The organism is Streptococcus sp. 11-4097 (assembly GCF_018215285.2).
Lineage (GTDB): Bacteria > Bacillota > Bacilli > Lactobacillales > Streptococcaceae > Streptococcus.
The window spans coordinates 908,172-933,182 of record NZ_CP185262.1 but is presented as its reverse complement, the minus strand read 5'-3'; the positions used below and the strand labels follow the sequence as shown (position 1 = coordinate 933,182).

Genomic DNA, 25,011 nt, shown 5'->3' with positions numbered 1-25,011 from the left:
ATCACCTCTTAAAATCCCATTTTTTCAGCTTTTGCAATCACATCTTCGATAGAACCTACACCACGGAAGGCATCTTCTGGCAAGTGGTCGTGTTTACCATCAAGTATTTCCTTAAAGCCACGAACAGTTTCAGCAACTGGAACATAAGAACCTGGCTGACCAGTAAATTGTTCCGCAACGTTGAAGTTTTGTGACAAGAAGAACTGGATACGACGGGCACGAGCAACCAAGGTCTTTTCTTCATCAGAAAGCTCATCCATACCAAGGATAGCAATGATATCTTGCAATTCATGGTAACGTTGAAGAACGCGTTTTACTTCAGCAGCAACTGCATAGTGCTCTTCTCCAACAATTTCAGGTGCCAAGGCACGTGAGCTTGAAGCAAGTGGGTCAACGGCTGGGTAGATACCCAATTGTACCAACTTACGTTCCAAGTTAGTTGTTGAGTCCAAGTGAGCGAAGGCTGTTGCTGGCGCTGGGTCAGTATAGTCATCCGCTGGCACATAGATAGCCTGGATAGAGGTTACAGAACCCTTCTTAGTTGATGTGATACGCTCTTGCAATTGACCCATTTCCGTAGCAAGTGTTGGTTGGTAACCAACGGCTGATGGCATACGACCCAAAAGGGCAGATACTTCTGAACCAGCCTGAGTGAAACGGAAGATATTATCGATAAAGAGAAGCACGTCTTGTCCTTCTACATCACGGAAGTATTCAGCGATTGTCAAACCAGTAAGGGCAACACGCATACGTGCTCCTGGTGGCTCATTCATCTGACCAAATACCATGGCTGTTTTCTCGATAACACCTGATTCTTTCATTTCCCAGTAAAGGTCATTCCCCTCACGAGTACGTTCCCCAACACCAGTAAATACTGAAATACCACCGTGTTCTTGGGCAATGTTGTGAATCAATTCTTGAATCAAGACAGTTTTACCAACTCCGGCACCACCGAAAAGTCCAACTTTACCACCTTTAAGGTAAGGGGCAAGAAGGTCGATAACCTTAATCCCTGTTTCAAGGATTTCAGAAGAGGTAGACAACTCATCAAAAGTTGGAGCTTTTTTATGAATTGGCTGACGCTCTGCATCTTCTGTAAAAGGAGCTTCCAAGTCAATGGTATCTCCCAAAACGTTGAAGACACGTCCCAAAGTTTCTTTACCTACTGGTACAGAGATTGGACGACCTGTGTCCAATACTTCCATTCCACGAGTCAAACCATCTGTTGATTCCATGGCGATAGTACGAACCATACCATCTCCCAACTCCAAGGCTACTTCAAGGACGATTTTTGTTTTTCTTTCGTCATTTTTGTAGACGACAAGTGCATTGTTAATCTCAGGAAGTTTTTCCCCTGCTGCAAACAAGACGTCTACAACGGGACCGATAACCTGAGCAATTTTACCTGAACTCATCTCCTTCTCCTATTCTATATAAGATACTGTCGGTCCCTAGCTTAACTAGGTCCTAAGTTCATTTTCATACGAGCTGGACTAGTGCCTATTCTAAGGCACTAGCTCCTGCTACGATTTCTGTAATTTCTTGTGTAATCGCCGCCTGTCTGGCACGGTTATACTGAATTGTCAAATCATTAATGACTTTCTTAGCATTATCTGTCGCTGTTTGCATGGCTGTCATACCTGCAGCATTTTCAGCTGTCTTAGCATCGATAATAGCCCCGTAAATCATACTTTCTGCAAACTGAGGCAACAACTGCTCCAAAATTTCTTCTCGGCTAGTTTCCAATTCAAAGGTCAAGCTGTAACTGTCATCTGCTTCATTTGGATCCAAGTCAACAATTGGAAGCATTTGTTCTACACGCATTTGACTGGTTAGCGTATTGACATGGTGGTTATAGCAGACATAGAGTTCATCAAAAAGTTCATTTTGGTACATTTCAACAGTTTTTGAAATAATCTTACGAACTTCATCAAAGCTAGGTTGATCTGCCAAGCCACGTAATTCATAAAGTGGTTGAATACCACGAGCCTTAAAGAAATCAGCTCCCATTCCACCAATACAGATCATTTCAAACCCTTTACCGTCTGGATGGTATTCCTCCTTCAACTCCATAACAGCTTTCAGAATAGAGGAATTATAACCTCCAACCAAACCGCGGTCTGAAGTAATGACGATATAGCCTGTCTTCTTAACTGGACGGCTAATCAACATCGGATTGGTTGAACTGCCAGCTCCATTCCCATGAAGAATATCCGTCAAAAGTTTACGAACTTTCTGAGCATAAACTTGGAAGTTGCGAGCAGCTTCTTCAGAACGACCTAGCTTAGCAGCTGATACCATCTGCATGGCATTAGTGATTTGACTCGTATTTTTTGTTGAGGCGATTTTTGTTTTAATATCATTTAGAGATACTGCCATCTGACACCTCTATTCTTATTGGAAGCTGGTTTGATTGAGAAACTCTGTAATCGCAGCATCCAAGACTGCTTCTTCTGGCAAGTCTTTTGTATCACGAATGGTTTCCAAAATCTCTGGATGTTGAGCATCAAAGAAGGCATGGAACTCTTCCTCGAAACGTACAATTTCATCTACTGGAACAGTATCCAAGAAACCATGTGTCAAAGCATAGAGAATGGTTACTTGTTTCTCAACAGGTAATGGTTTGTGAACAGGTTGTTTCAAGACTTCAACTGTACGACGTCCACGGTTCAACTTAGCCTGTGTTGCTGCGTCCAAATCAGAACCAAACTTAGTGAAGGCTTCCAACTCACGGTATGAAGCAAGGTCGATACGAAGAGTACCAGCAACCTTCTTCATAGCTTTGATTTGTGCAGAACCACCTACACGAGATACAGATGAACCCGCGTCAATGGCTGGACGAATACCCGCATTGAAGAGACCATCACCAAGGAAGATTTGTCCATCAGTGATTGAAATCACGTTAGTTGCGATATAGGCAGAGATATCTCCTGCTTGTGTCTCGATAAATGGTAGGGCTGTAATTGATCCACCACCAAGTTCATCAGAAACTTTAGCTGAGCGCTCAAGCAAACGGCTGTGAAGATAGAAAACATCCCCTGGGAAGGCTTCACGACCTGGAGGACGACGAAGCAAGAGAGACAGTTCACGATAAGCTACCGCTTGTTTTGAAAGATCATCATAAACGATCAAAACATGCTTACCTTGGTACATAAATTCTTCTGCCATGGCAACCCCAGCATAAGGAGCTAGGAAGAGCAATGGAGATGGTTGTGAAGCAGAGGCTGTCACAACGATTGTGTAGTCCAAGGCACCGTACTGACGTAGTGTTTCTACTTGCGTACGAACTGTTGATTCTTTTTGTCCAATCGCAACATAGATACAGATCATATCTTGACCTTTTTGGTTTAAGATGGTATCAATCGCAATGGTTGTTTTCCCTGTCTGACGGTCACCGATAATCAACTCACGTTGACCACGACCAATCGGTACAAGGGCGTCAATAGCTTTCAAACCAGTTTGCAATGGTTCTGATACAGACTTACGTTGCATAACACCAGGAGCTGGTGCTTCTACTGGACGAGTTTTATCAGTGTGGATTTCTCCAAGACCATCAACTGGACGACCAAGTGGATCCACAACACGACCAATCAGACTTTCACCTACTGGGACTTCCATGATTTTACCTGTACGGCGGATTGTATCGCCTTCACGGATATCTGTAAAGTCACCTAGGATGATAATACCGACGTCTGTTGACTCCAAGTTCTGAGCCATCCCATAAGAGCCGTTTTCAAAAATCAACAACTCTCCACTCATGGCATTTTCAAGGCCGTGAGCACGCGCGATACCGTCCCCGATATAGGTTACAACACCTGTTTCAGTCACATCAAAATTGGGTTTGAAATTTTCAATTTGTTGCTTAATTAAAGCGCTGATTTCTTGTGCGTTAATTGCCAAAAGAACACCACTTTCTATTTCAAATTTTCTTTAACAACTTTAAGTTGTTGTTTAATACTCACATCAATTGTCTTGTGATTGGCAAAAATGACAAAACCACCAATAAGACTTTCATCGATTTGTTCTTTTACACTCCTTACTTTCAGAGACATTTTTTTCTCAATCAAAGGGAGCAAGCGACTCTTCTGTTCATCAGTTAAAGGATGAGCTGACGTAATCGTCACTTCAAATCGATTTGTTTCTTTTTCAAGTCGGTTCAAGCAATCTACAAGAATATCATAAAGAAGATTTGCTCTGTGATTGTAGATAAGAACCTGGATAAAGTTTTGCAATAAAGATGACACTGAATCTTGGAAGAACGCAATCGTTTTTTCCTTGTCAGACTCGTCTACTGCCACTTTTTTTAAAAAAGAAGGTAAGCCTGTTTCTTCAGCAACTTGCTTGATTTGAGCTAAGTCTGAAAAGATACGGTCTTCTTCTCCTTTTTCTAAAACCAATTGGACAAAAGGCATGCTGTATTTTTCAATTACCTTTACTGTTTTCTTGTCCATTAAGCTTCTCCTAACTGATCGATATACTGATCAATGAGTTCTTTATGGGCATGACCGTCAAGGTTTTGTGAGATGATTTTACCAGCCAAGCTGATTGTCAAATCTGCTACCTCACCCTTAACGCTTTGTAAAGCTTCAGCTTTATTTTGAGCAATTTCTTGGTTTGCTTTTTCTTTCAAGCGTCCTGCTTCTAGCTTAGCATCTGCTAAAATACTAGCTTTGCTTTTCTCAGCTGTTTCTTTCGCATTCTCAATGATTGTCTTAGCTTCTTTACGGCTACCAGCCAATTCATCTTCGCGTTTTTGAGCCAATACTTCTGCTTTTTGACGTGCTTGTTCAGCTCCGTCAATATCTGCTGCAATTTTTTCTGCTCTTTGTTCGAAAATGCTAGTCAAATTTGACCAAGCGTATTTCTTAACCAAGACTAGCAAGAGAATAAAGGAACCAGCGATTAGTATAAAATCACCAAGTAATTCACCTACTGTTACATTCATAAACTACTCCTTTCTATTCTTCATCATTAATTTTATTTCCTAGGTACATTGAAGATAACAATGTAAATACATATGCTTGTACACAAGAAATAAAAACAGAAAATGCAGTCCAGATTAGATTTGTTCCAAAAGCAATAGGATACCAATAGAAGGCCTGATGAGAAAGTAGGACTAACATACTTGCCATCACTTCCCCTGCAAAGATATTACCAAAGACCCGCAATGCAAGTGAAAGGAGATTGGTAACTTCTTCCAAGAGATTCATTGGTGTCATAAAACCTGGTGTTACAAATGCTTTTAAATACTTTTTGATTCCACGACGACGAATTCCTTCTACGTGGGTCATTAAGATAATTGTAAAAGACAAGACCAAGTCAAATGACAAATTTGCTGTTGGTGAGGTCCAAAGATTTACACCATCTGTAGTCTGAATTCTAGCCATTAAGCCAATATTATTTGCAATGGCCATAAACAGGAATAAACAGAAATAAAAGAGAGAATAATCCTTTATCATTGGACCAAGGTTCGATTTTGTAAATCCAACAACAAAATCAAATAAATACTCTAATACATTTTGTTTTCCTGTGGGTCTCAAAGTCATATTTCGAGTTGCCCAATAAATAAAGCCAAAAATAAGTGCTACAGTCAACAAAGTCAAAACTACTATGGTTAAATTAAAGGTAACAGGACCAATATTGATGGTTGGATTAATACTTTCTTCCATCTAAAATCCTCCCTTTTTCAATTTATACTTCTTTTATTTGATGATAAATGAAAAGACAAGAGTAACGAAGAAAGTACCTTCAATAAAGGCAACCCCTAGGATCATCAAACTACGTAGTTCTGAGATGATATCTGGTTGGCGAGCAACTGATTTCAACAAACCGTTCATCAACATACCTTCACCAAGAGATACACCCATACAGGCAAGACATAGACCGAAAAATGTTAAATTCATGACGAATTCTCCTTTTAATTAAAATTTACTTACTTAGTTTAGTCCTAAAAATTGGATTTGTCAACTTTTTACTTACGTTGAAAGCGTTTAATGAAAATTATTTACAATTTTACTATTTTTAAGTCTATTTTATAGAAAACTTTGGAAATAACTTGTAATAAATCCGTCCATTATCTAGGTCTTTCTGAAAAATAATGAAAAAATCCGAGATGGAATCTCGGATGAAAATTAATATATTTTCTTTAACCTAATGTTCTTTTAGTAAGTAGGATTAAAGGGGAAGCAACTAGAAAGCTTTCCTCTCCTGCACGCTTATTAAGCACGAACTGTGACGCTGGTTCCATCTTCCTTATAAAGATTGATGAGTCCTTCTTTGAGAGCTCGAACCATGTCTCCAGCTTGAACAGGTTGTGGAACCTTGATAGTCAAGAGTTCCATTGGATTAGGAGCACGGTCGATTTTATTGCCTTTGGCATCATGCAAATTTTCAATATAAGTTTCGAAATGACGAAAACCTGGACCATAAAACTCAACTTGATCGCCTTCGTTAATGACGTTCCGTTGACGAATGGTCGCTGTTTGTGTCGCTTCATCATAAGAAACCACTTCAGCAACAAACTTGTACTCAGGAATTTTACGACGAGCACCAAATAACTGCTCATTTTCAGATGGTGTACCATAGTAGAAACCTGTTGCTAATTCACGTTGGGCAACCTTCCACATCTCATCCACCAAGTCTTGTTTGATAGCTTCAAACTTTTCAGGACTTTCAAGATATGCATCCACAGCCGCCTTGTAGCAGTTGGTTACTGTTGATACGTAGTGAATAGACTTCATACGTCCTTCGATTTTTAGACTGTCCACACCATTTTCAATCATATCCGGGATATGGTCAATCATAGACATATCAACGGCTGACATTGAAAATTCTTCTGGGATTTCCCCTTTCAAGCTCTTGCGTTCTTGACCAAATGGCATATCATAAAGGTCGTACTTCCAACGGCAAGACTGAGAACATCCACCACGGTTGGCATCACGCATACTCATGTGGTTTGAAAGAGTACAACGACCAGAGTATGAAATACACATGGCACCATGTACAAAGGCTTCAATCTCAACATCTGTACGTTTGCGAATTTCTGCCAATTCTTCCATTGAAACCTCACGCGCCAAAACGACACGAGTTAAGCCTAGTTCTTTCCAGAACTCAAGAGTTTCATAGTTAGTGGCACTTGCTTGGGTAGAGAGGTGGATTTCAAGACCTGGCGCTTCAGTCGCTGCAATCATAATCAAGGCTGGGTCAGATACGATCACTGCTGCAATCCCGATATCACGCAGTTTACGGAACCACTCACCAGCTCCCTTTTCATTTCCTTCGTGCATAACCATGTTGGCAGCTACATAGACCTTAGCTCCATACTTGGCCGCAAACTGGACGCCTTCTTCCATCTGTTCAAAGGTAAAGTTTCCTGCACGGCTGCGAAGACCATAGGCCTGACCACCGATAAAGACAGCATCTGCCCCATACTGAACAGCTACTTTTAGCTTCTCTAAAGTCCCTGCAGGTGATAATACCTCAGGACGTTTTAATGTTTTTGTCATGTTTTCTCCTATTTGCAATATAAAAGTTTGACGTTTTTCCTTCTCATTTTATAGTAAATAAGCCATAAAATCAAGCCTAGACAGATTGTTTTGACAATTCTAATCTTTTAGGAAACCAAAAAAACTAGCCTTTCTAGACTAGTTATTCTCAAGATAAAATTCAAAGCGTTCGCCTACATACTGACTTTTTACGTATTCAAATGCAGTACCATCTTCTAGGTAGGAAACCTGAGTTAGCCCAAGAATAGCATGTCCTTTTTCAACTTCCAAATAGTGGGCAATCTTTTCTTTAGCAAGACGAGCATAGATGGTCTGCTGTGATTTACCAATACGGTAGCCATGTTTTTGCAATGTTTGGAAGAAATGACTGGTGATTTCTTCTTTTTTAAAGTCCTTAATGAATTTTTCAGGAATAGAAGCAACTTCATAAACTAGAGGAACTTGGTCGGCATAGCGGACCCGTTCCATTCGGATAATATTCTCCGTTGGAGAAATTCCTAACTTTGCAACTTCCTGCTCATTGGGAATAGTTTTTCTGTAGGAAATGAGTTGGCTAGAGGGTACTTTACCTTGGGACTTAACAATTTCAGTAAAACTGGTTGTCCCTCGCATCTTTTCTTGTACACGTGTACTGGATACAAAGGTGCCACTTCCAACTCTGCGCTCTAAAACACCTTCTTCAACTAATAGAGATATAGCTTGGCGGAGGGTCATGCGACTGACCGTAAACTGCTCTGCTAAATCTCTTTCACTGGGAAGCCTCTCACCAATAGCCCAACGATGTTCGTCAATATCTTTTTTTATCTGATCATGGATTTTCATATAAGCAGGTAGCATATTTTTCACTTCATTTCTATCTTTTCTCTATTGTACCCCAATAAACTAGAAAAAGTCAATCTTCGCCTTGTTTAGTTGGTAATTCGCCCTTATTTGTGATAGAATATTGAAAAAAGATATTTCTTTTGAGAAAGGAAAAAGATGAGCAACATTTCAACTGATTTGCAAGATGTAGAAAAAATCATTGTATTGGACTATGGTAGCCAATACAACCAGCTGATTTCACGCCGTATCCGTGAGATTGGTGTTTTTTCAGAACTAAAGAGCCATAAAATTTCAGCTGCTGAAGTTCGTGAAATCAATCCTGTAGGAATCATCCTGTCAGGCGGACCAAACTCTGTATACGAAGATGGTTCATTCGATATTGACCCAGAAATCTTCGAACTTGGAATTCCAATTTTGGGAATCTGTTACGGTATGCAGTTGTTGACACATAAACTTGGAGGAAAAGTTGTTCCTGCAGGTGACGCTGGGAATCGTGAATACGGTCAATCAACTCTTACTCACACACCATCAGCGCTTTTTGAATCAACACCTGATGAACAGACTGTTCTGATGAGTCATGGTGATGCGGTTACTGAAATTCCTGCTGACTTTGTTCGTACAGGTACATCAGCTGACTGCCCATACGCAGCCATTGAAAACCCAGATAAACACATTTACGGTATCCAATTCCATCCAGAAGTTCGTCATTCTGTATACGGAAATGATATCCTTCGTAACTTTGCCCTTAACATCTGTAAAGCTAAAGGCGACTGGTCAATGGATAACTTCATCGATATGCAGATCCAAAAAATCCGTGAAACTGTCGGTGATAAACGTGTCCTTCTTGGTCTTTCAGGTGGGGTTGACTCATCTGTCGTTGGGGTTCTTCTCCAAAAGGCTATTGGCGATCAATTGATTTGTATCTTCGTAGACCACGGTCTTCTTCGTAAAGGAGAAGCGGACCAAGTTATGGACATGCTTGGTGGTAAGTTTGGTTTGAATATCGTCAAAGCAGACGCTGCTAAACGTTTCCTTGACAAACTTGCTGGCGTTTCTGACCCTGAACAAAAACGTAAAATCATCGGTAACGAGTTTGTGTATGTATTTGATGACGAAGCAAGCAAGCTCAAAGATGTGAAATTCCTTGCTCAAGGTACTTTATATACAGATGTTATCGAGTCTGGTACGGATACAGCTCAAACTATCAAGTCACACCACAACGTAGGTGGTCTTCCAGAAGACATGCAATTTGAATTGATTGAACCACTCAACACTCTCTATAAAGACGAAGTTCGTGCCCTTGGTACAGAGCTTGGTATGCCAGACCATATCGTATGGCGCCAACCATTCCCAGGACCAGGACTTGCTATCCGTGTTATGGGTGAAATCACTGAAGAAAAGCTAGAAACAGTTCGTGAGTCAGACGCTATTCTTCGTGAGGAAATTGCTAAAGCAGGTCTTGACCGCGATATCTGGCAATACTTCACTGTCAACACAGGCGTTCGTTCAGTCGGTGTTATGGGTGATGGTCGTACTTATGACTACACCATCGCCATTCGCGCTATCACTTCTATCGATGGTATGACAGCTGACTTTGCCAAAATTCCTTGGGAAGTCCTTCAAAAGATTTCTGTACGTATCGTTAACGAAGTAGACCACGTTAACCGTATCGTCTACGACATTACAAGTAAACCACCAGCAACCGTTGAGTGGGAATAGAGTTAATGAGTTAAAAAAAGCCTAGAAATTAAGGTTTCAAAAGTTTATATTTCATTGAATAGTTCCAAATAAAGAAAGGGCTGTAATGATAAATGAACTAATCACACAATTTTTCAAATCTCCAATTGGAAAGCTTAGCAATGAGCTTAATACTAAACTTGAAAAGTTTATTGAAAAACAAAAACAAGATAACACATGGAACAGAGTAGTCAAAGATGTAATTTCAGCTACTGAAGGATTTGATGACGAAATCGGAAAATATGTATTTACCAGATTATCTATTTTAAATCTCAGAGAACGCTTGTTTGATGAGAATGAGCAAAATATTCATAAAGATTTTGTTTTAACTTTAGCAATGGAATTAACAAAGTTTGATAAAGAAAAAGATTTTGCAATTCCAGTCGGTCTCACGATAGTTGATAATTGCTATAAATCAAAGAACATTCCTGTTAATAATGAAAGTTACAATACTCAAGAACTTTTAGATATAATTACTAATCGTGAAAAATTGTATCGTCACTATTTTAAATTGTTTGAAGATAAGAATGGGGTTGACAAAATCAGAATTTTTTATCCAAAAAATGGTGAAAATTGGGTTAGAAATTTAGATGAATATTCTATTGACATAGTTGTTAACTTATCAAAAGGATTAACATATGGATTTTGCAGAACGGGTTTCGATTATTGTAGAATTAAAAATAACGATATAAAATATCTCCAATGCGCATACATTGAAAATCAAAGAGAAATATTACGTTTTGAATCAACTGCATTAATTGAACCTGATATTATAATCTGGCTAAGATAAATCATAACCACCCGTCAAACGGGTGGTTTGTCCCAGGGCTATAAGCCCAAATTACCAGCCAGCGCCTAAAGACGCTGGCTTTCACTTTGTTCAAGCCTCATTGCTCTTGACTCGTCACTTGCCTCTCAAAGAGGCTTTAGTATTACTTACCACTATCCCTAAAGGGATCCTCATATTCTTTTACACTTAATTTATCTAGTGCTATATCATGCTTTTCCTGTTCTTGAATATATTTCTTAATTGTGGCTTCATTAAGCCCTACTGTACTCACATAATAACCTTCCGCCCAGAAATGCCGATTCCCAAACTTGTACTTGAGATTGGCGTGTTTGTCAAACATCATGAGTGCACTTTTTCCTTTTAAATAACCCATGAAACTAGAAACACTTGTCCTTGGTGGAATACTGACTAACATGTGTACATGGTCTGGCATTAAGTGACCCTCGATAATTTCAACTCCTTTATAACTACACAAGCGATGAAATATTTCGCCTAAACTACTTCGATATTGATTATAGATGACTTTTCGTCTATACTTAGGGGTGAACACAATGTGATACTTACAGTGCCACTTTGTGTGCGATAAACTATGAGCCTTTTGTGCCATATTTTTCTCCTTTCGCTTTACAATTGGCTTGAACACCTTTATTGTATCGCGTTCGGAGTTTTTTTGGTATAACCTTCGACGCGCACCCGCATAGCGGGTGGTTTTTTTGTCTCGCACCGCACGGAGCGAGACGGACTAATAGTCACATAATCACATACAAAAGGACTCTGAATCGGATTCAGAGTCCTTTTTGTATGAAAGGAAAGTCCTTCAGTCTTACTTACGTTTCTTCTTAGCTTTTTTCATTTTGTTAGCTATGCGTTTCATAGACTGTTTCATGGCAAATTCACCGATTTTACCCTTGAGTCCGCCACCAAACATTTGGCTCATATCTGGCATTCCTGCTCCTCCGAGAGCTGACAGGTCAGGCATACCACCTTGTCCCATCATACCTTCAAGGGCAGACATATCCATTCCTCCCATATTTGGCATATTTTTAGGAAGGTTGTTTGGATTGATTCCCATCTGCTTCATCATCTTGTTCATATCACCAGACATGACTCCCTGCATAAGCTGTTTAGCTTGGTTAAAGTCTTTGATGAATTTATTAACTTCGACAAAGGTATTCCCAGAACCAGTAGCGATACGACGGCGACGGCTTGGATTTAACAAATCTGGATTTTCACGTTCTTCAGGAGTCATGGAAGACACAATAGCACGTTTGCGTGCAATCTGGCGCTCATCCACTTTCATGTTTTGAAGCGCTGGATTGTTAGCCATACCTGGAATCATCTTAAGCAAGTCTTCCATCGGCCCCATGTTTTGTACCTGATCCAACTGATCAATGAAATCATTGAAATCAAAGGTGTTTTCGCGCATCTTCTCAGCCATTTCAAGGGCTTTTTGCTCATCGTATTCTTGAGAAGCTTTCTCAATCAAAGTGAGCATATCCCCCATACCAAGGATACGGCTAGACATGCGATCTGGGTGGAAGGTTTCAATGTCCGTAATCTTTTCACCTGTACCAGTGAACTTGATTGGTTTTCCAGTAATATGACGAACAGATAGAGCAGCACCACCACGAGTGTCCCCATCAATCTTGGTAAGGATGACCCCAGTCACTTCTAACTGAGCATTGAACTCACGCGCAACATTGGCCGCTTCTTGACCAATCATGGCATCAACGACGAGCAGAATTTCGTTTGGTTGAGCTAGTGCTTTCACGTCACGAAGTTCATTCATCAAAAGCTCATCAATCTGCAAACGACCCGCAGTATCAATTAAGACATAGTCGTTATGATTGGCTTGGGCTTGTTCCAAACCTTGACGAACAATCTCCACAGCTGGAACCTCTGTCCCAAGAGCGAAAACCGGCACATCAATCTGTTGTCCCAGTGTCTTCAGCTGATCAATGGCAGCTGGACGATAAATATCCGCCGCAATCATCAAAGGCCGTGCATTTTCTTCTTTCTTGAGTTTGTTAGCCAACTTACCAGCAAAGGTTGTTTTACCAGCCCCCTGCAAACCGACCATCATGATGATTGTAGGAATCTTAGGTGACTTGATAATCTCCGCCGTATCGGAACCCAAAACAGCCGTCAATTCCTCATCAACGATTTTAATAATTTGTTGCGCAGGGTTAAGGGTATCAATGACCTCATGCCCGACTGCACGCTCACGAACTTTCTTGATAAAGTCCTTTACAACAGGCAAGGCAACGTCGGCCTCAAGCAAGGCCAAGCGAATTTCTTTGGTTGCCTCTTGGACATCAGATTCAGAGATTTTTCCTTTTTTACGTAAATTTTTAAAGACGTTCTGCAAACGTTCTGTTAAACTTTCAAATGCCATTTTTCTTCCTCTTATTCTCTATTATCAATGCTTGTTAAAATTTCTATCTGCTCTTTCAGAAAGTCATCCTTGGGATAGCGCTCTAAAATCTGATCAAAAATTTGACTACGGACAATGTAATCCGAGTACATGTGCAATTTCATCTCATAATCTTCCAGAATCTTTTCTGTCCGCTTGATATTATCATAGACAGCCTGACGACTGACACCAAATTCCTCGGCAATTTCAGCAAGGCTGTAATCATCAGCGTAGTAGAGCTCAATATAATTCATTTGCTTATCTGTCAAAAGCGCCGCATAAAATTCAAAGAGCGCATTCATACGATTGGTTTTTTCGATTTCCATAACTTTTATTATACCAAAAAATCTATTATACTTCTACATTAGAAATCACTCTATCGGGTCAATCAAACCATTCTTCTATACAATAGATAGGACCTGATTAAAAATTTGCTCTATTATTTCCTTATCTTGAAAACGACGTCTGTAATTCTTACCATAAGTTGTAAAATGAGGAATTTTATCGTTTCAATCCCCCCTTAAACCGACGATAGGCGGTATTGACCTCAATGGCCTTGATGGTTTGGAGCATGAAACTGAAACCGCAGAAACATTAGATGGGAGGAATTTTAACCAACATATGTAACAGGGGATAAACTAGAACACCTTTTTTATCCTAGGAATAAGTACCTACGACCAAGAAAATGGTCTTACGAAATGAGTTCAACTAGCGCGTAAAAACCAACTTGATTATATTTGTAGTCTTGATCTTCTTTGTGAGACTTAGGCAACATTTCTCAACCATTCTTACATCTATTATACTAATATACAACTCTACACATAGAAAAGTCCTTAGAAACTTGGAGTCTAAGGACTTTGTCTTCCAACTGACTTTAGTGTTTTAATTTTAACCAATCACACTTCCGTTTGGTACAGCTGGATCAACTGTGAGAAGGGTTAATTTTCCATCATGTTCAGCTGATAGGATCATACCTTGGCTGACATATTTCTTCATCATTTTACGAGGTTTGAGGTTAGCAACGATTTGAACTTTCTTGCCGACCAATTCTTGTTCATTTGGATAGTATTTGGCAATTCCTGAAAGAATTTGACGATCTTCACCATCACCAGCATCTAGACGGAATTGGAGCAACTTATCAGAGCCTTCTACTTTAGACACTTCTTTGACTTCTGCGACACGAATTTCGACCTTATCAAAGTCTTCAAACTTGATTTCTTCCTTGTTTAGCTTGAGTTCAACTTCGTCTGGGTTCCACTCTTTTTCGACTGCTGGTTTGTTGCCTTCCATTTGTTCCTTGATATAGGCGATTTCTTCTTCCATATCCAGACGTGGGAAGATTGGTGTTCCTTTGGCAACTACAGTTACACCTGCAGGAAAATCAGTCAAGCTCAAGTTTTCAAGGCTAGAAACTTCTGCTAGTCCAAGTTGAGTCAAGACTGCACGACTGGTTTCCATCATAAATGGCTCAATCAAGTGAGCTACGACACGAAGGCTAGCTGCCAAGTGACTCATGACACTTGCCAATTGATCGCGGAGTTCTTCATCCTTTGCCAATACCCATGGAGCTGTCTCGTCGATGTATTTGTTAGTACGAGAGATAAGGGTCCAGACTGCTTCAAGTGCACGTGGGTAGTCAACTGCTTCCATGTAGGTGTGGTAGTCAGCGATTGATTGTTCTGCAACGTCAGCAAGAGCATGGTCAAACTCTGTTACACCCTCTACATAGGCAGGAATTTGTCCATCAAAATACTTGTTAATCATGGAAACCGTACGGTTGAGGAGGTTTCCAAGGTCATTGGCCAATTCATAGTTAATACGGCCAACGTAGTCTTCAGGAGTAAAGGTTCCGTCTGAACCAACTGGAAGGCTACGCATGAGGTAGTAACGAAGTGGATCTAGTCCATAACGCTCTACCAACATTTCAGGGTAAACGACATTTCCTTTAGACTTAGACATTTTGCCGTCTTTCATGACGAACCAACCGTGAGCAATCAAACGATCTGGCAATTTGATATCTAACATCATAAGAAGGATTGGCCAGTAGATTGAGTGGAAACGAAGGATGTCTTTTCCTACCATGTGGAAGACTGTTCCATTCCAGAATTTGTCAAAGTTACCATGTTCATCTTGACCGTATCCAAGTGCTGTCGCATAGTTAAGAAGGGCATCAATCCAAACATAGACAACGTGTTTTGGATTAGATGGCACTGGCACACCCCATGTAAAGGTTGTACGAGAAACTGCCAAATCCTCTAAACCTGGCTCGATGAAGTTGCGAAGCATTTCATTCAGACGACCATCTGGAGTGATAAATTCAGGATGAGACTTGAAAAATTCGACCAAACGATCTTGGTACTTGCTAAGACGAAGGAAATAAGACTCTTCAGATACCCATTCCACTTCGTGTCCTGACGGAGCGATTCCTCCGGTTACATTTCCAGCTCCGTCACGGAAAACTTCTGCAAGCTGGCTTTCTGTAAAGAATTCCTCATCTGAAACTGAATACCAACCAGAATATTCACCCAAATAGATGTCATCTTGAGCAAGCAAGCGCTCAAATACTTGAGCCACTACTTTTTCATGGTAATCATCCGTTGTACGGATAAATTTATCGTATGAGATATCTAGTAATTGCCATAGTTCTTTAACTCCAACTGCCATCCCATCAACATAAGCCTGTGGTGTAATCCCAGCTTCTTCTGCTTTCTGCTGGATTTTCTGACCGTGCTCATCAAGACCTGTCAGATAAAAGACATCGTAGCCCATCAGGCGTTTGTAACGGGCTAGAACATCACAGGCGATGGTTGTATAGGCAGAACCGATATGAAGTTTCCCAGATGGATAGTAAATCGGCGTTGTAATATAAAAATTCTTTTCAGACATAATTTTTCCTTTCCAGGCAAATGAAACCTGTTTTTCTAACACTTCATTATATCACATTTTTAAGGATTTTCGATAGAGAAATCTATACAAAAACAAGATAGACGAGTGTCCATCTTGTTTATTCTATTCATAACGAAGGGCTTCAATTGGATCAAGTTTCGATGCCTTGTTGGCTGGCAATACCCCAAAAATCATACCAACACTAGCCGAAACTGCAAGACTAAATAGTGCAACTGGGATTGATACTCCTACTTCTATACCAGCTATCAATCCTTGCAAGAGTAGACCAGCTATAGCTGTTAAGCCTGTCGCAATGGTTAGACCAATAACTCCACCAAGCAGGGTCAAAATCATGGATTCAATCAAAAACTGAATTAAAATATTGGCACGTGTCGCACCCAAAGCCTTACGGAGACCAATCTCACGAGTACGCTCTGTCACCGAAACCAGCATGATGTTCATAACACCAGTCCCCCCAACAAAAAGGGAAATTCCTGCAATGGCACTAATAATCGTAGTTATAAAGCCGAACAATTGTTGTACTTCTTGGAAGGCTGCAGTCGCATCTGCCACCTGATACTCCCCTTGCTGAATACCAGCAATTTCGGTCAATTTTCTAGCTAATTCTGGTCCCACAGTTGGTGTCAAACTGGTATCATTAACCCGGAAGACAATATCAGAAATCTCATCCATATTGAAGTTGTTGGCAAGAGAAATATTAGTCGTAATCGGAAGTCCACCAATACCAAAAGTCTTGGCAGTCTTGGCCTCATCGCTGGTATAGACACCAATGACACGATAGCTAAAGCCACCAACATCTATAACCTGGTTAACAGCTTCTTGAGCAGATCCAAACAGGCTATTAGCAAGTTCTTGGTCTAGTAAAATGACACTGGCCACATCTTTATAATCCTGAGCTATGAGACTGCGGCCTGCAACAATTTCATTTTCAACTGCCTTCATGTAAGTAATATTTCCACCTGTCAAGCTAGCGCGCTCCACTTTTTTGTCTTTATAAGACAAGGTGGTATTGGTCGAATTGGTTACATAGTAACTGTCCACACCCTTAAGTTTAGCAGCCTCCTTGACCCAGGATTCTTGTGGTTTTGGTGGTTCCACAGGAACATCCTCTTCTTTCCCAGACACTGTCAAAGCTGATTGTTTTTGGGTAAAAGAACCGTCTTTACTTTTAATAGGCGAGAAAAAGACATGGATATTCTTCTGTGACTTGGTCATATTTTTATTAACCTGACGAGACATAGAATCTCCCAGAGCCATAATCACAACAACTGATGAAACACCAATGATAATCCCAATCATAGTGAGAAATGAGCGCATCTTGTGGGCCATGATAGATGAAAAGGCAAATTTCAGATTCTGCATCTTAGTTTTCCTCCTTTTCTAACTGCGCACTGTCAGACGAAATAACTCCATCTCGAATGACAATCTGGCGTTTAGCATAAGCAGCGATTTCAGGCTCATGCGTTACCATGATAATAGTTTTTCCTTCTTTATTTAGTTCAACCAATAGTTGCATGATTTGGTTACCTGTTTTGGTATCCAAGGCTCCTGTCGGTTCGTCCGCTAGGATAATAGAAGGATTGTTTACCAAGGCACGCGCGATAGCTACACGTTGCTTTTGACCACCAGATAATTCCGAAGGCAAATGATGACTACGTTCTGTCAATTCAACCTTGTCTAAATACTCCTCAGCTAACTTGCGACGTTTTGAAGCCGAAACTCCCGCGTAAATCAAGGGCAATTCTACGTTTTGCAGAGCGTTAAGTTTAGATAGAAGAAAAAACTGCTGAAAGACAAAACCGATTTGTTGATTGCGGACCTTGGCTAGTTGTTTTTCACCAAGTCCAGCTACTTCTTGGCCTTCAAGATAATATTCTCCACTGGTTGGTGTATCCAACATACCAATCGTATTCATGAGAGTAGACTTACCCGAACCAGATGGTCCCATGATGGCAACAAATTCACCCTCATTCACTTCTAGGTTGATATTTTTGAGAACCTGCAGTTCTTGGTCACCGTTACGGTAGCTTCTGCAGATATTTTTTAGACTAATTAGTTGCTTCATCAGCCTTCACCTCTTTTCCTTCCTCTAGAGAAGACGTTGGGTTACTGATGACCTTGACTCCATTTGTCAGACCTGAAGTGATTTCTTGGTTGTCTGCATCAGCATTTCCCAAACCAACTTCCACTTTCTTAGCCTTTTTCTGCTCGTCAAGCACCCAGACATAGTTCTTATCATTTTCAGTCACAATACTTGTTAGAGGAACCAAAATGGCTTTACTCTTATTCTTGACCTCAACACTTACTGAGAATCCTTGTTTCAAATCACCGATTTCACTTGTAACATCGATAGTATATGGATATTTAGAACCAGAATTACCACCTGCTGCGGCAGTAGCTGCACTTGCCGCTTCACCATTGTTTTTAGGGTAGTCAGAAATGTAGCTAATCTTACCAGTCCAGCTCTTATCTTGGTAAACTTTAGAAGTAAAGGTTACTTCTTGTCCTACAGAGAGGTTGGCAAGGTTATATTCAGATAGTTCCCCCTTAACTTGCAAGTTTTCATTGCTAACGACATGAACTACCACCTGGCTAGCTCCAGTTGGAGATTTAGAAACATTACGGTTGACTTCGACCACAGTTCCCTCTAGGGTACTGAGAACCGTCATTGCATCCAACTGACTTTGAGCCTTGCTTAATTGCGCTGCTGCATCTGCACGAGCATCACGAGCATCACCTAGTTGTGCATCAATAGATGACACTGCATTTCCTGAGACTGGAGCTGGAGTTTGCCCTGCAGCTCCTTCGCCTCCTGCTGGCGTTGGCAACTGTGGAGCCGGAGTTGAAGCAGCTTCATTTCGTGCTTGATTGAGTTCATTGATATGACGATCTGCCTTAGCTACTGCTCGGCTAGCTGAATCATAGGCCGCCTGGGCTTCTGAACTACTGTACTTGACTAAAGCCTGTCCTTCGCTGACCTTATCACCCACAGAAACAAGGATTTCATCTAAATCTCCCTTACTAGCATCAAAATAAACATATTGTTCATTTTTTGCTGTTACTGTCCCTGACAATAAAACAGAGGATGCGACGCTTCCTTCCTTGGCAACAACAAGATGAGTAGGCTCATCTTTTACCGTGGTCTGAGATGGTTGTCTAAAGAGCAAAATTCCCCCAGCACCTAATACAACTACACTGGCAGCACCGATTGCTGCATACAATTGCCACTTTTTAGCTTTACCATTCTTTTTCATAATGAAACTCCTTTTTGATTTAAAGTCCTTAACAATATTATATAAAAATTAGCAAATATAAACAATAACAGTTCAGAACGAAATAATGACATTTCGGGATTTGATTATTGTTCGGAATCTATTTTTATTACCATTGTACTAGTTATATAATACACTTTATTTTCCCTTTTTGCAAGCCTTTTCTTTAATTTTTTTGAACGTAGCAGATTTTTGCAATCAAATCAAAAAAAAGATAGAATATGACTATCAAAAAATGACACTCTACTATTTCACAGAGTATAAAGGAGTTTTCAATGAGAGAATATGACATCATTGCTATCGGTGGAGGTAGCGGAGGAATTGCTACCATGAACCGTGCTGGTGAACACGGAGCTAAAGCAGCCGTTATTGAGGAAAAGAAACTAGGTGGAACCTGCGTCAACGTCGGATGTGTTCCTAAAAAAATCATGTGGTACGGGGCGCAAATCGCTGAGACTTTCCATCAATTTGGAGAAGACTACGGCTTTAAGACTACTGATCTTAACTTTGACTTTGCAACCCTACGTCGCAATCGTGAAGCCTACATTGATCGCGCTCGTTCTTCTTATGATGGCAGTTTTAAACGCAACGGCGTAGACCTGATTGAAGGCCATGCTGAATTTGTAGATTCTCATACTGTCAGCGTAAATGGTGAACTGATTCGTGCTAAACATATCGTGATTGCTACTGGTGCCCATCCAAGTATTCCAAATATTCCTGGTGCTGAACTAGGTGGTTCTTCTGATGATGTATTTGCCTGGGAAGAATTGCCAGAGTCAGTTGCCATTCTGGGTGCTGGTTATATCGCCGTTGAATTGGCTGGCGTACTCCACACTTTTGGTGTCAAGACAGACCTCTTTGTTCGCCGTGATCGCCCTTTACGTGGTTTTGATTCTTACATCGTTGAAGGTTTGGTCAAGGAAATGGAAAGAACAAACTTGCCACTTCATACTCACAAAGTCCCTGTCAAGTTAGAAAAAACTACTAACGGCATTACCATTCATTTCGAAGATGGTACTAGTCACACAGCTAGCCAAGTTATCTGGGCTACTGGTCGCCGTCCAAACGTTAAGGGCTTGCAACTTGAAAAAGCTGGAGTGACTCTGAACGAACGTGGCTTTATCCAAGTAGATGAATACCAAAATACTGTTGTTGAGGGAATCTATGCTCTAGGTGATGTAACGGGCGAGAAAGAACTGACTCCAGTTGCAATCAAGGCTGGGCGTACCCTATCTGAACGTCTCTTTAACGGAAAAACAACTGCAAAAATGGACTACACAACTATTCCAACTGTTGTCTTTTCACACCCTGCTATCGGAACGGTTGGTTTGACAGAAGAGCAAGCTATTAAAGAATACGGTCAAGACCAAATCAAGGTTTACAAATCAAGCTTTACTTCTATGTACTCTGCTTGCACTTGCAACCGTCAAGAAACTCGTTTCAAATTGATAACAGCTGGTTCAGAAGAAAAAGTTGTCGGACTTCATGGAATTGGCTATGGTGTTGATGAAATGATTCAAGGATTTGCTGTTGCTATCAAAATGGGAGCAACCAAGGCAGACTTTGATGCAACTGTGGCGATTCACCCAACTGCATCTGAAGAATTTGTAACTATGCGTTAATCGAAACAAAAGAAGCTGATACAAATGTGTCTGCTTCTTTTTTAATGTCTTACAAATCTACAAAAAAATTATCCAACTTAACCAATAAGCAAAATCGGCCGTTACAGTTTTTGTTACCTTGTTTTAAAAAAATTGGTTGACAATAATTACTCTACGAGTATAATAGTTACTATACATCAGAAAAGAGGTTAACTATTTTGAAAAAAGCTCATATTTATGCTATCCCTGCTATTGGAGCTGCTCTCATTGCTGTTTTGGCACAAATCAGTCTTCCAATTGGACCCGTCCCCTTCACTCTGCAAAACTTTGCAATCGGCTTGATTGCTACTGTCTTTAGACCGAGAGAGGCTGTACTTTCTGTCGGACTCTATCTTCTTCTAGGTGCTATCGGTCTTCCTGTCTTTGCAGGAGGTGGAGCTGGTTTTCAGGCTTTAGTTGGCCCTACTGCAGGCTATCTTTGGTTTTATCTTGTATACTCTGGACTTACTTCTTCCCTAACTAACAGCAAGAGTGGGATTGTCAATATTTTTCTTGCAAACCTCTTGGGTGATGCCCTTGTCTTTGTCGGAGGGATTCTCAGCTTGCATTTCCTAGCTGGAATGGCATTTGAAAAAGCTCTTGTTGTGGGGGTCATCCCCTTTATCATTCCAGATCTTGGTAAAATTATTGCTATTAGTTTTATTAGCCGTCCATTACTTCAACGCCTTAAAAATCAGGCTTACTTTGCTAACTAAAAAAGGATATCGAGTTGTCATGACTCAGTATCCTTTTCTTTCATTTTGAAAACTTAGTTGCCTTTAAAGGCATCCACCATTGTTTGAAATTCTTCATTTGAGAGAGTAATCCCTTTGCCCATTTTAGTATGATCTGGACTCCAAGCACGAATATCAAACTTTGCAGGAGCACCATTAAAGCTCACACGGTTAATTTCCTTGGTCCAACCTTTTTCGTTTTCAGAAAGAGTCAACAAGTGCTCTTCGATTTCAAATGTAAATTCTGCCATTTTCTTCTCCTTTTTTTAGCTTTCATTTGATTATTCGTAAAATCTTGTAGATTTTAGGAAAATTTTATATAATATTGATATAAAAGAAGGGAGGACACTATGAGACATAAATTCCAGCAAGTTCTAGATAAAATACATGACTTTTTAAATGGACATGACCAACCTGACCATACTGAAAGCAACTCCCTTACAGCTACTATTGAAGAGGCTATCCAGAAACAAAGCGCTGTTCACCTTATCTTGTCTGAGGCAAGCTTTACAGGTGACATCATCAAATACGATCAACAGCGCCAGCAAATTATTGTGAAAAATTTTGCCAAAAATGTGACCCGTATTATCCGTATAAGCGATATTCAACGCCTGCGATTTGTCCCTTCAACTGTCCAAACAGCCCAAAAAAATAGATTTAAGAAAGAGTGAGATGTAGTTGCTTCATCCCACTCTTTTTTCTTAGCGAATTTGTTCAAAATGTAAATGAACCGCGATATGATCTCCATAACCACTTCTTTCCAAGTCACGTTGTAGACGATAGGAAATGTAGTGTTCTGCAATGGTAATGTAACCTGCACCCAGTAAACGATGTTCAACCAAAGACTGAATCATGCTGATGGTCGCACGCTCCACCTTGGCCTCTTCCAAATCCAAAACCACTTTCTTAGTGACTTGTGCAAGGTTTTGACGCAAATCATCTGTCAATACATAGACAGTCTGGGCTGCCTTTAAGATAGCTTGGTAAATCTTATCTGGATTAAATTCAGCAATTTCACCATCACGTTTGATTACTTGCATAGGTATCTCCTTTATTCTTTGTTTTCTTTGATTTCTGCCAGCATTTTTTCTTCTTCTGCTGTCAGTTGATAATGTTCAAGCAAATCCGGTCTGCGCTCGTAGGTTTTCTTTAAACTCTCATACAGGCGCCACTGACGAATCTTTTCATGGTGTCCACTCATCAGTACATCTGGCACGACCATCCCTCGATAATCGTAGGGGCGTGTGTACTGAGGGTATTCGAGAAGGCCTGAAGAAAAACTATCATCTTGGTGGCTAGACTCCTTGCCAATCACTTCTGGAATCAGGCGAACCGTCGCATCAATCATGGTCATGGCTGCCAACTCTCCACCAGTCAAGACATAATCTCCTAAGGAAATCTCATCCGTCACCAAGGTCTTGATCCGCTCATCATAGCCCTCATAGTGACCGCAGATAAAGATTAGCTCTTCCTCTTGAGCCAAATCCTCAGCATAAGTCTGATCAAACTGCTTTCCAGCTGGATCGAGGAGAATAACGCGCGGATTTTTCTTTTCAATAGCATCAAAGGCATCGAAAATGGGTTGAGCTCGGAGCAACATCCCCTGACCGCCTCCGTAGGGCTCATCATCTACATGGCGGGCCTTTTCAGCATTTTCTCGGAAATTATGATACTGGATATCCAAGAGCCCTTTTTCTCGAGCCTTTCCAACGATTGAGTGCTCTAGCGGAGAAAACATCTCTGGAAAAAGGGTTAAAATATCAATCTTCATCGTCTAACCCTTCTAAGATTTCCACATCGACGCGGTTATTTGGAATATCAACATTGAGAACCACTGGTGGGATATAAGGCAAGAGCAAGTCACGCTTGCCTTTTCGCTTGACCACCCAGACATCGTTGGCACCTGGTTGCAGGATTCCCTTGATGGTTCCAATCAAGTTATCATCCTCATAGACTTCCAAACCGATAATCTCGTGATAATAGAATTCACCATCGTCTAGATCATTCAAATCTTCCTCAGCAACCTTGAGACTGTATCCCTTATATTTTTCGATAGCGTTGATATGGTACATATCTTTGAATTTAATAATGTCAAAGTTCTTCTGTTTACGGTGGCTAGCAATGGTCACCGTTTGGACAAACTGATCTTTTTCATCAAACAAGGCTAGCTCAGCCCCTTTTTTAAACCGTTCTTCTGCAAAATCTGTCACAGACAAGACTCGCATCTCACCCTGCAACCCCTGCGTATTGACGATTTTCCCAACATTAAAGTAGTTCATCTTGTCTCCTGTAGTCTCCTTCTTTCCATATTATTCTGACAACTCTTGAATAATAGCCGCAATTTTTTCTGATTCTGACCATTGTAAATAATGGTGATTCCCTCCTAAAATGAGTTTAGTATTGGAAGTCCAATATTCTGATTCTCTGTACTCTTTTTCTCTATAAGGCTGACAAAAAATAAATACAGGGATATAAGATTCTATAGATACATTCTCAAAATCTTCCTCAGTAATCTCTCCAGATATCTGAAATCCTGTATCTTGATTTTCCAACTCTGAACCTTTTTCTTGCATTATTTCCCAGATTTCTTTATTAATTTCAATGCTAAATGTTGCTTGAGTTAAGTTCTTAAAATAAAGTTCAGGACCATACTCGTCAATCAGCCTCATCTGCTCTTCCATTTCTGGATAAGGATTTTCTGAAAAATCAGCAAACATGACTTTTTTAGTTGTCGGTTCAATTGCTACTAAAGCCTGACACTTAATTGGTTTGTTGAGCAATTTGCAAGCTAAAATTCCACTCAAACTATGTACACAAAGTATATATTCAGAAATCGCCAATTCTTCAAGTACTTCATAAACCGCATCTGCAAGATTATCCAGATTTTTACCAGATTGGTCATGAATCGGACTCCTACCTGTGTTCGGAAAATCAATTGTCAAATAACCAATTGTAGGAGGAAGTTTTTCAAGTATAAGTGAAAAATTTTCATAACTTGGTAGCAAACCTGCGCCACTTAAACAAACTAGCATTTTCTTTTGTTTTTGATAAGTAACAGAGAGACTACCAATTTCTGTAGATACTTCAAACCTCTTCATAAAGAAATCCACTCGTTCTATATAATGAATTATTAAAAATCCTTATCCTTTATTTTATCACGTTCCAAAGATTTTCTCAAGTTGGAGGAAGAG

At 40.3% G+C, this 25,011-nt stretch carries 26 protein-coding genes; 5 read left to right on the top strand and 21 right to left on the bottom strand.

Annotated elements, in window-relative coordinates:
• Positions 1-8: 8 nt before the first annotated feature.
• The 9 genes from atpD to KB197_RS04620 form a co-directional block, all read right to left on the bottom strand.
• On the bottom strand, positions 9-1,415 hold the full coding sequence (gene atpD / locus KB197_RS04660) for a F0F1 ATP synthase subunit beta (protein WP_000094357.1): 1,407 nt from the start codon (positions 1,413-1,415) through the stop codon (positions 9-11).
• A gap of 85 nt (positions 1,416-1,500) precedes the next feature.
• The gene (locus KB197_RS04655) at positions 1,501-2,379 is read right to left on the bottom strand and encodes a F0F1 ATP synthase subunit gamma (RefSeq protein WP_000301224.1); all 879 of its coding nucleotides are present in this window, start codon (positions 2,377-2,379) and stop codon (positions 1,501-1,503) included.
• Positions 2,380-2,394: 15 nt separating this feature from the next.
• Complete coding sequence (atpA, locus tag KB197_RS04650) at positions 2,395-3,900, bottom strand: F0F1 ATP synthase subunit alpha (protein ID WP_042900828.1); 1,506 nt, start codon at positions 3,898-3,900, stop codon at positions 2,395-2,397.
• Positions 3,901-3,914: 14 nt separating this feature from the next.
• The gene (locus KB197_RS04645) at positions 3,915-4,451 is read right to left on the bottom strand and encodes a F0F1 ATP synthase subunit delta (protein ID WP_212573869.1); all 537 of its coding nucleotides are present in this window, start codon (positions 4,449-4,451) and stop codon (positions 3,915-3,917) included.
• Positions 4,451-4,945 (bottom strand): F0F1 ATP synthase subunit B, encoded by a 495-nt coding sequence (atpF, locus tag KB197_RS04640; protein ID WP_001103468.1) that lies wholly within the window; start codon positions 4,943-4,945, stop codon positions 4,451-4,453. Before atpF ends, KB197_RS04645 begins: the two co-directional genes overlap by 1 nt.
• 13 nt (positions 4,946-4,958) lie before the next feature.
• Positions 4,959-5,669, bottom strand: coding sequence for a F0F1 ATP synthase subunit A (gene atpB / locus KB197_RS04635; RefSeq protein WP_000392870.1), 711 nt, complete (start codon positions 5,667-5,669; stop codon positions 4,959-4,961).
• A 33-nt stretch (positions 5,670-5,702) separates the two neighbouring features.
• Positions 5,703-5,903: a F0F1 ATP synthase subunit C gene (locus KB197_RS04630; protein WP_001054560.1), complete on the bottom strand. Its 201-nt coding sequence runs from the start codon at positions 5,901-5,903 to the stop codon at positions 5,703-5,705.
• A 315-nt stretch (positions 5,904-6,218) separates the two neighbouring features.
• The gene (locus KB197_RS04625; RefSeq protein WP_125386534.1) at positions 6,219-7,505 is read right to left on the bottom strand and encodes a peptidase U32 family protein; all 1,287 of its coding nucleotides are present in this window, start codon (positions 7,503-7,505) and stop codon (positions 6,219-6,221) included.
• Between the two features lie 138 nt (positions 7,506-7,643).
• On the bottom strand, positions 7,644-8,342 hold the full coding sequence (locus KB197_RS04620) for a GntR family transcriptional regulator (RefSeq protein ID WP_125386569.1): 699 nt from the start codon (positions 8,340-8,342) through the stop codon (positions 7,644-7,646).
• A gap of 141 nt (positions 8,343-8,483) precedes the next feature.
• Between KB197_RS04620 and guaA the strand changes: the two genes are divergently transcribed.
• Positions 8,484-10,046 (top strand): glutamine-hydrolyzing GMP synthase, encoded by a 1,563-nt coding sequence (gene guaA / locus KB197_RS04615; protein WP_000065712.1) that lies wholly within the window; start codon positions 8,484-8,486, stop codon positions 10,044-10,046.
• Between the two features lie 85 nt (positions 10,047-10,131).
• Positions 10,132-10,854: a hypothetical protein gene (locus KB197_RS04610; protein WP_247932912.1), complete on the top strand. Its 723-nt coding sequence runs from the start codon at positions 10,132-10,134 to the stop codon at positions 10,852-10,854.
• A 142-nt stretch (positions 10,855-10,996) separates the two neighbouring features.
• Here KB197_RS04610 and tnpA read toward each other — a convergent pair whose 3' ends face one another.
• The 7 genes from tnpA to KB197_RS04575 all read right to left on the bottom strand — a co-directional run bounded on the left by tnpA (position 10,997) and on the right by KB197_RS04575 (position 19,431).
• Positions 10,997-11,461 (bottom strand): IS200/IS605 family transposase, encoded by a 465-nt coding sequence (gene tnpA, locus KB197_RS04605; protein WP_033686116.1) that lies wholly within the window; start codon positions 11,459-11,461, stop codon positions 10,997-10,999.
• Between the two features lie 216 nt (positions 11,462-11,677).
• Positions 11,678-13,249: a signal recognition particle protein gene (gene ffh / locus KB197_RS04600; protein ID WP_064276453.1), complete on the bottom strand. Its 1,572-nt coding sequence runs from the start codon at positions 13,247-13,249 to the stop codon at positions 11,678-11,680.
• 11 nt (positions 13,250-13,260) lie between these two features.
• Entirely contained in the window at positions 13,261-13,593 is a 333-nt protein-coding gene (locus tag KB197_RS04595) for a putative DNA-binding protein (protein WP_004260758.1), read from the bottom strand.
• A gap of 562 nt (positions 13,594-14,155) precedes the next feature.
• Complete coding sequence (gene metG, locus KB197_RS04590) at positions 14,156-16,153, bottom strand: methionine--tRNA ligase (protein ID WP_212573868.1); 1,998 nt, start codon at positions 16,151-16,153, stop codon at positions 14,156-14,158.
• Between the two features lie 123 nt (positions 16,154-16,276).
• Positions 16,277-17,536 carry an ABC transporter permease gene (locus KB197_RS04585; protein ID WP_084924608.1) on the bottom strand — a complete coding sequence of 420 codons (1,260 nt, stop codon included), beginning with the start codon at positions 17,534-17,536 and terminating at the stop codon, positions 16,277-16,279.
• Position 17,537: 1 nt separating this feature from the next.
• The gene (locus KB197_RS04580) at positions 17,538-18,239 is read right to left on the bottom strand and encodes an ABC transporter ATP-binding protein (protein ID WP_000811471.1); all 702 of its coding nucleotides are present in this window, start codon (positions 18,237-18,239) and stop codon (positions 17,538-17,540) included.
• Positions 18,223-19,431: an efflux RND transporter periplasmic adaptor subunit gene (locus KB197_RS04575; RefSeq protein ID WP_064276455.1), complete on the bottom strand. Its 1,209-nt coding sequence runs from the start codon at positions 19,429-19,431 to the stop codon at positions 18,223-18,225. The genes KB197_RS04580 and KB197_RS04575 overlap by 17 nt, the downstream gene beginning before the upstream one ends.
• 290 nt (positions 19,432-19,721) lie before the next feature.
• On the opposite strand from KB197_RS04575, the gene gor reads away from it, so the two are divergent.
• Together gor and KB197_RS04565 are read left to right on the top strand one after the other, a co-directional pair.
• On the top strand, positions 19,722-21,068 hold the full coding sequence (gene gor / locus KB197_RS04570; RefSeq protein ID WP_064276456.1) for a glutathione-disulfide reductase: 1,347 nt from the start codon (positions 19,722-19,724) through the stop codon (positions 21,066-21,068).
• Positions 21,069-21,265: 197 nt separating this feature from the next.
• The gene (locus KB197_RS04565; RefSeq protein ID WP_212573867.1) at positions 21,266-21,802 is read left to right on the top strand and encodes a biotin transporter BioY; all 537 of its coding nucleotides are present in this window, start codon (positions 21,266-21,268) and stop codon (positions 21,800-21,802) included.
• A 53-nt stretch (positions 21,803-21,855) separates the two neighbouring features.
• Here the strand turns inward: KB197_RS04565 and KB197_RS04560 are convergent, their stop codons facing one another.
• Entirely contained in the window at positions 21,856-22,071 is a 216-nt protein-coding gene (locus KB197_RS04560; RefSeq protein ID WP_000807422.1) for a YdbC family protein, read from the bottom strand.
• Between the two features lie 99 nt (positions 22,072-22,170).
• On the opposite strand from KB197_RS04560, the gene KB197_RS04555 reads away from it, so the two are divergent.
• Positions 22,171-22,491, top strand: coding sequence for a hypothetical protein (locus KB197_RS04555; protein WP_153219394.1), 321 nt, complete (start codon positions 22,171-22,173; stop codon positions 22,489-22,491).
• 30 nt (positions 22,492-22,521) lie between these two features.
• Here KB197_RS04555 and KB197_RS04550 read toward each other — a convergent pair whose 3' ends face one another.
• Genes KB197_RS04550 through KB197_RS04535 form a run of 4 tightly spaced genes read right to left on the bottom strand, consistent with a single transcriptional unit; the run spans position 22,522 to position 24,918 of the window.
• Positions 22,522-22,860 carry an ATP cone domain-containing protein gene (locus tag KB197_RS04550; RefSeq protein WP_001196038.1) on the bottom strand — a complete coding sequence of 113 codons (339 nt, stop codon included), beginning with the start codon at positions 22,858-22,860 and terminating at the stop codon, positions 22,522-22,524.
• Between the two features lie 11 nt (positions 22,861-22,871).
• The gene (gene trmD, locus KB197_RS04545) at positions 22,872-23,591 is read right to left on the bottom strand and encodes a tRNA (guanosine(37)-N1)-methyltransferase TrmD (protein WP_000686919.1); all 720 of its coding nucleotides are present in this window, start codon (positions 23,589-23,591) and stop codon (positions 22,872-22,874) included.
• Entirely contained in the window at positions 23,581-24,099 is a 519-nt protein-coding gene (gene rimM / locus KB197_RS04540; RefSeq protein ID WP_212573866.1) for a ribosome maturation factor RimM, read from the bottom strand. The genes trmD and rimM overlap by 11 nt, the downstream gene beginning before the upstream one ends.
• A 30-nt stretch (positions 24,100-24,129) precedes the next feature.
• The gene (locus KB197_RS04535) at positions 24,130-24,918 is read right to left on the bottom strand and encodes an alpha/beta fold hydrolase (RefSeq protein ID WP_045611337.1); all 789 of its coding nucleotides are present in this window, start codon (positions 24,916-24,918) and stop codon (positions 24,130-24,132) included.
• Between the last annotated feature and the right edge of the window lie 93 nt (positions 24,919-25,011).

What these genes read in the sequence shown, in the direction of transcription:
- trmD (WP_000686919.1), bottom strand. Translation starts at nt 23,591, where the DNA reads ATGAAGATTGATATTTTAACCCTTTTTCCAGAGATGTTTTCTCCGCTA.
- rimM (WP_212573866.1), bottom strand. Translation starts at nt 24,099, where the DNA reads ATGAACTACTTTAATGTTGGGAAAATCGTCAATACGCAGGGGTTGCAG.
- KB197_RS04580 (WP_000811471.1), bottom strand. Translation starts at nt 18,239, where the DNA reads ATGAAGCAACTAATTAGTCTAAAAAATATCTGCAGAAGCTACCGTAAC.
- gor (WP_064276456.1), top strand. Translation starts at nt 19,722, where the DNA reads ATGAGAGAATATGACATCATTGCTATCGGTGGAGGTAGCGGAGGAATT.
- KB197_RS04595 (WP_004260758.1), bottom strand. Translation starts at nt 13,593, where the DNA reads ATGGAAATCGAAAAAACCAATCGTATGAATGCGCTCTTTGAATTTTAT.
- atpF (WP_001103468.1), bottom strand. Translation starts at nt 4,945, where the DNA reads ATGAATGTAACAGTAGGTGAATTACTTGGTGATTTTATACTAATCGCT.
- metG (WP_212573868.1), bottom strand. Translation starts at nt 16,153, where the DNA reads ATGTCTGAAAAGAATTTTTATATTACAACGCCGATTTACTATCCATCT.
- tnpA (WP_033686116.1), bottom strand. Translation starts at nt 11,461, where the DNA reads ATGGCACAAAAGGCTCATAGTTTATCGCACACAAAGTGGCACTGTAAG.
- atpB (WP_000392870.1), bottom strand. Translation starts at nt 5,669, where the DNA reads ATGGAAGAAAGTATTAATCCAACCATCAATATTGGTCCTGTTACCTTT.
- KB197_RS04620 (WP_125386569.1), bottom strand. Translation starts at nt 8,342, where the DNA reads ATGCTACCTGCTTATATGAAAATCCATGATCAGATAAAAAAAGATATT.
- KB197_RS04655 (WP_000301224.1), bottom strand. Translation starts at nt 2,379, where the DNA reads ATGGCAGTATCTCTAAATGATATTAAAACAAAAATCGCCTCAACAAAA.
- guaA (WP_000065712.1), top strand. Translation starts at nt 8,484, where the DNA reads ATGAGCAACATTTCAACTGATTTGCAAGATGTAGAAAAAATCATTGTA.
- KB197_RS04645 (WP_212573869.1), bottom strand. Translation starts at nt 4,451, where the DNA reads ATGGACAAGAAAACAGTAAAGGTAATTGAAAAATACAGCATGCCTTTT.
- KB197_RS04610 (WP_247932912.1), top strand. Translation starts at nt 10,132, where the DNA reads ATGATAAATGAACTAATCACACAATTTTTCAAATCTCCAATTGGAAAG.
- KB197_RS04625 (WP_125386534.1), bottom strand. Translation starts at nt 7,505, where the DNA reads ATGACAAAAACATTAAAACGTCCTGAGGTATTATCACCTGCAGGGACT.
- KB197_RS04535 (WP_045611337.1), bottom strand. Translation starts at nt 24,918, where the DNA reads ATGAAGAGGTTTGAAGTATCTACAGAAATTGGTAGTCTCTCTGTTACT.
- KB197_RS04560 (WP_000807422.1), bottom strand. Translation starts at nt 22,071, where the DNA reads ATGGCAGAATTTACATTTGAAATCGAAGAGCACTTGTTGACTCTTTCT.
- ffh (WP_064276453.1), bottom strand. Translation starts at nt 13,249, where the DNA reads ATGGCATTTGAAAGTTTAACAGAACGTTTGCAGAACGTCTTTAAAAAT.
- KB197_RS04550 (WP_001196038.1), bottom strand. Translation starts at nt 22,860, where the DNA reads ATGCAAGTAATCAAACGTGATGGTGAAATTGCTGAATTTAATCCAGAT.
- KB197_RS04585 (WP_084924608.1), bottom strand. Translation starts at nt 17,536, where the DNA reads ATGCAGAATCTGAAATTTGCCTTTTCATCTATCATGGCCCACAAGATG.
- atpD (WP_000094357.1), bottom strand. Translation starts at nt 1,415, where the DNA reads ATGAGTTCAGGTAAAATTGCTCAGGTTATCGGTCCCGTTGTAGACGTC.
- KB197_RS04630 (WP_001054560.1), bottom strand. Translation starts at nt 5,903, where the DNA reads ATGAATTTAACATTTTTCGGTCTATGTCTTGCCTGTATGGGTGTATCT.
- KB197_RS04555 (WP_153219394.1), top strand. Translation starts at nt 22,171, where the DNA reads ATGAGACATAAATTCCAGCAAGTTCTAGATAAAATACATGACTTTTTA.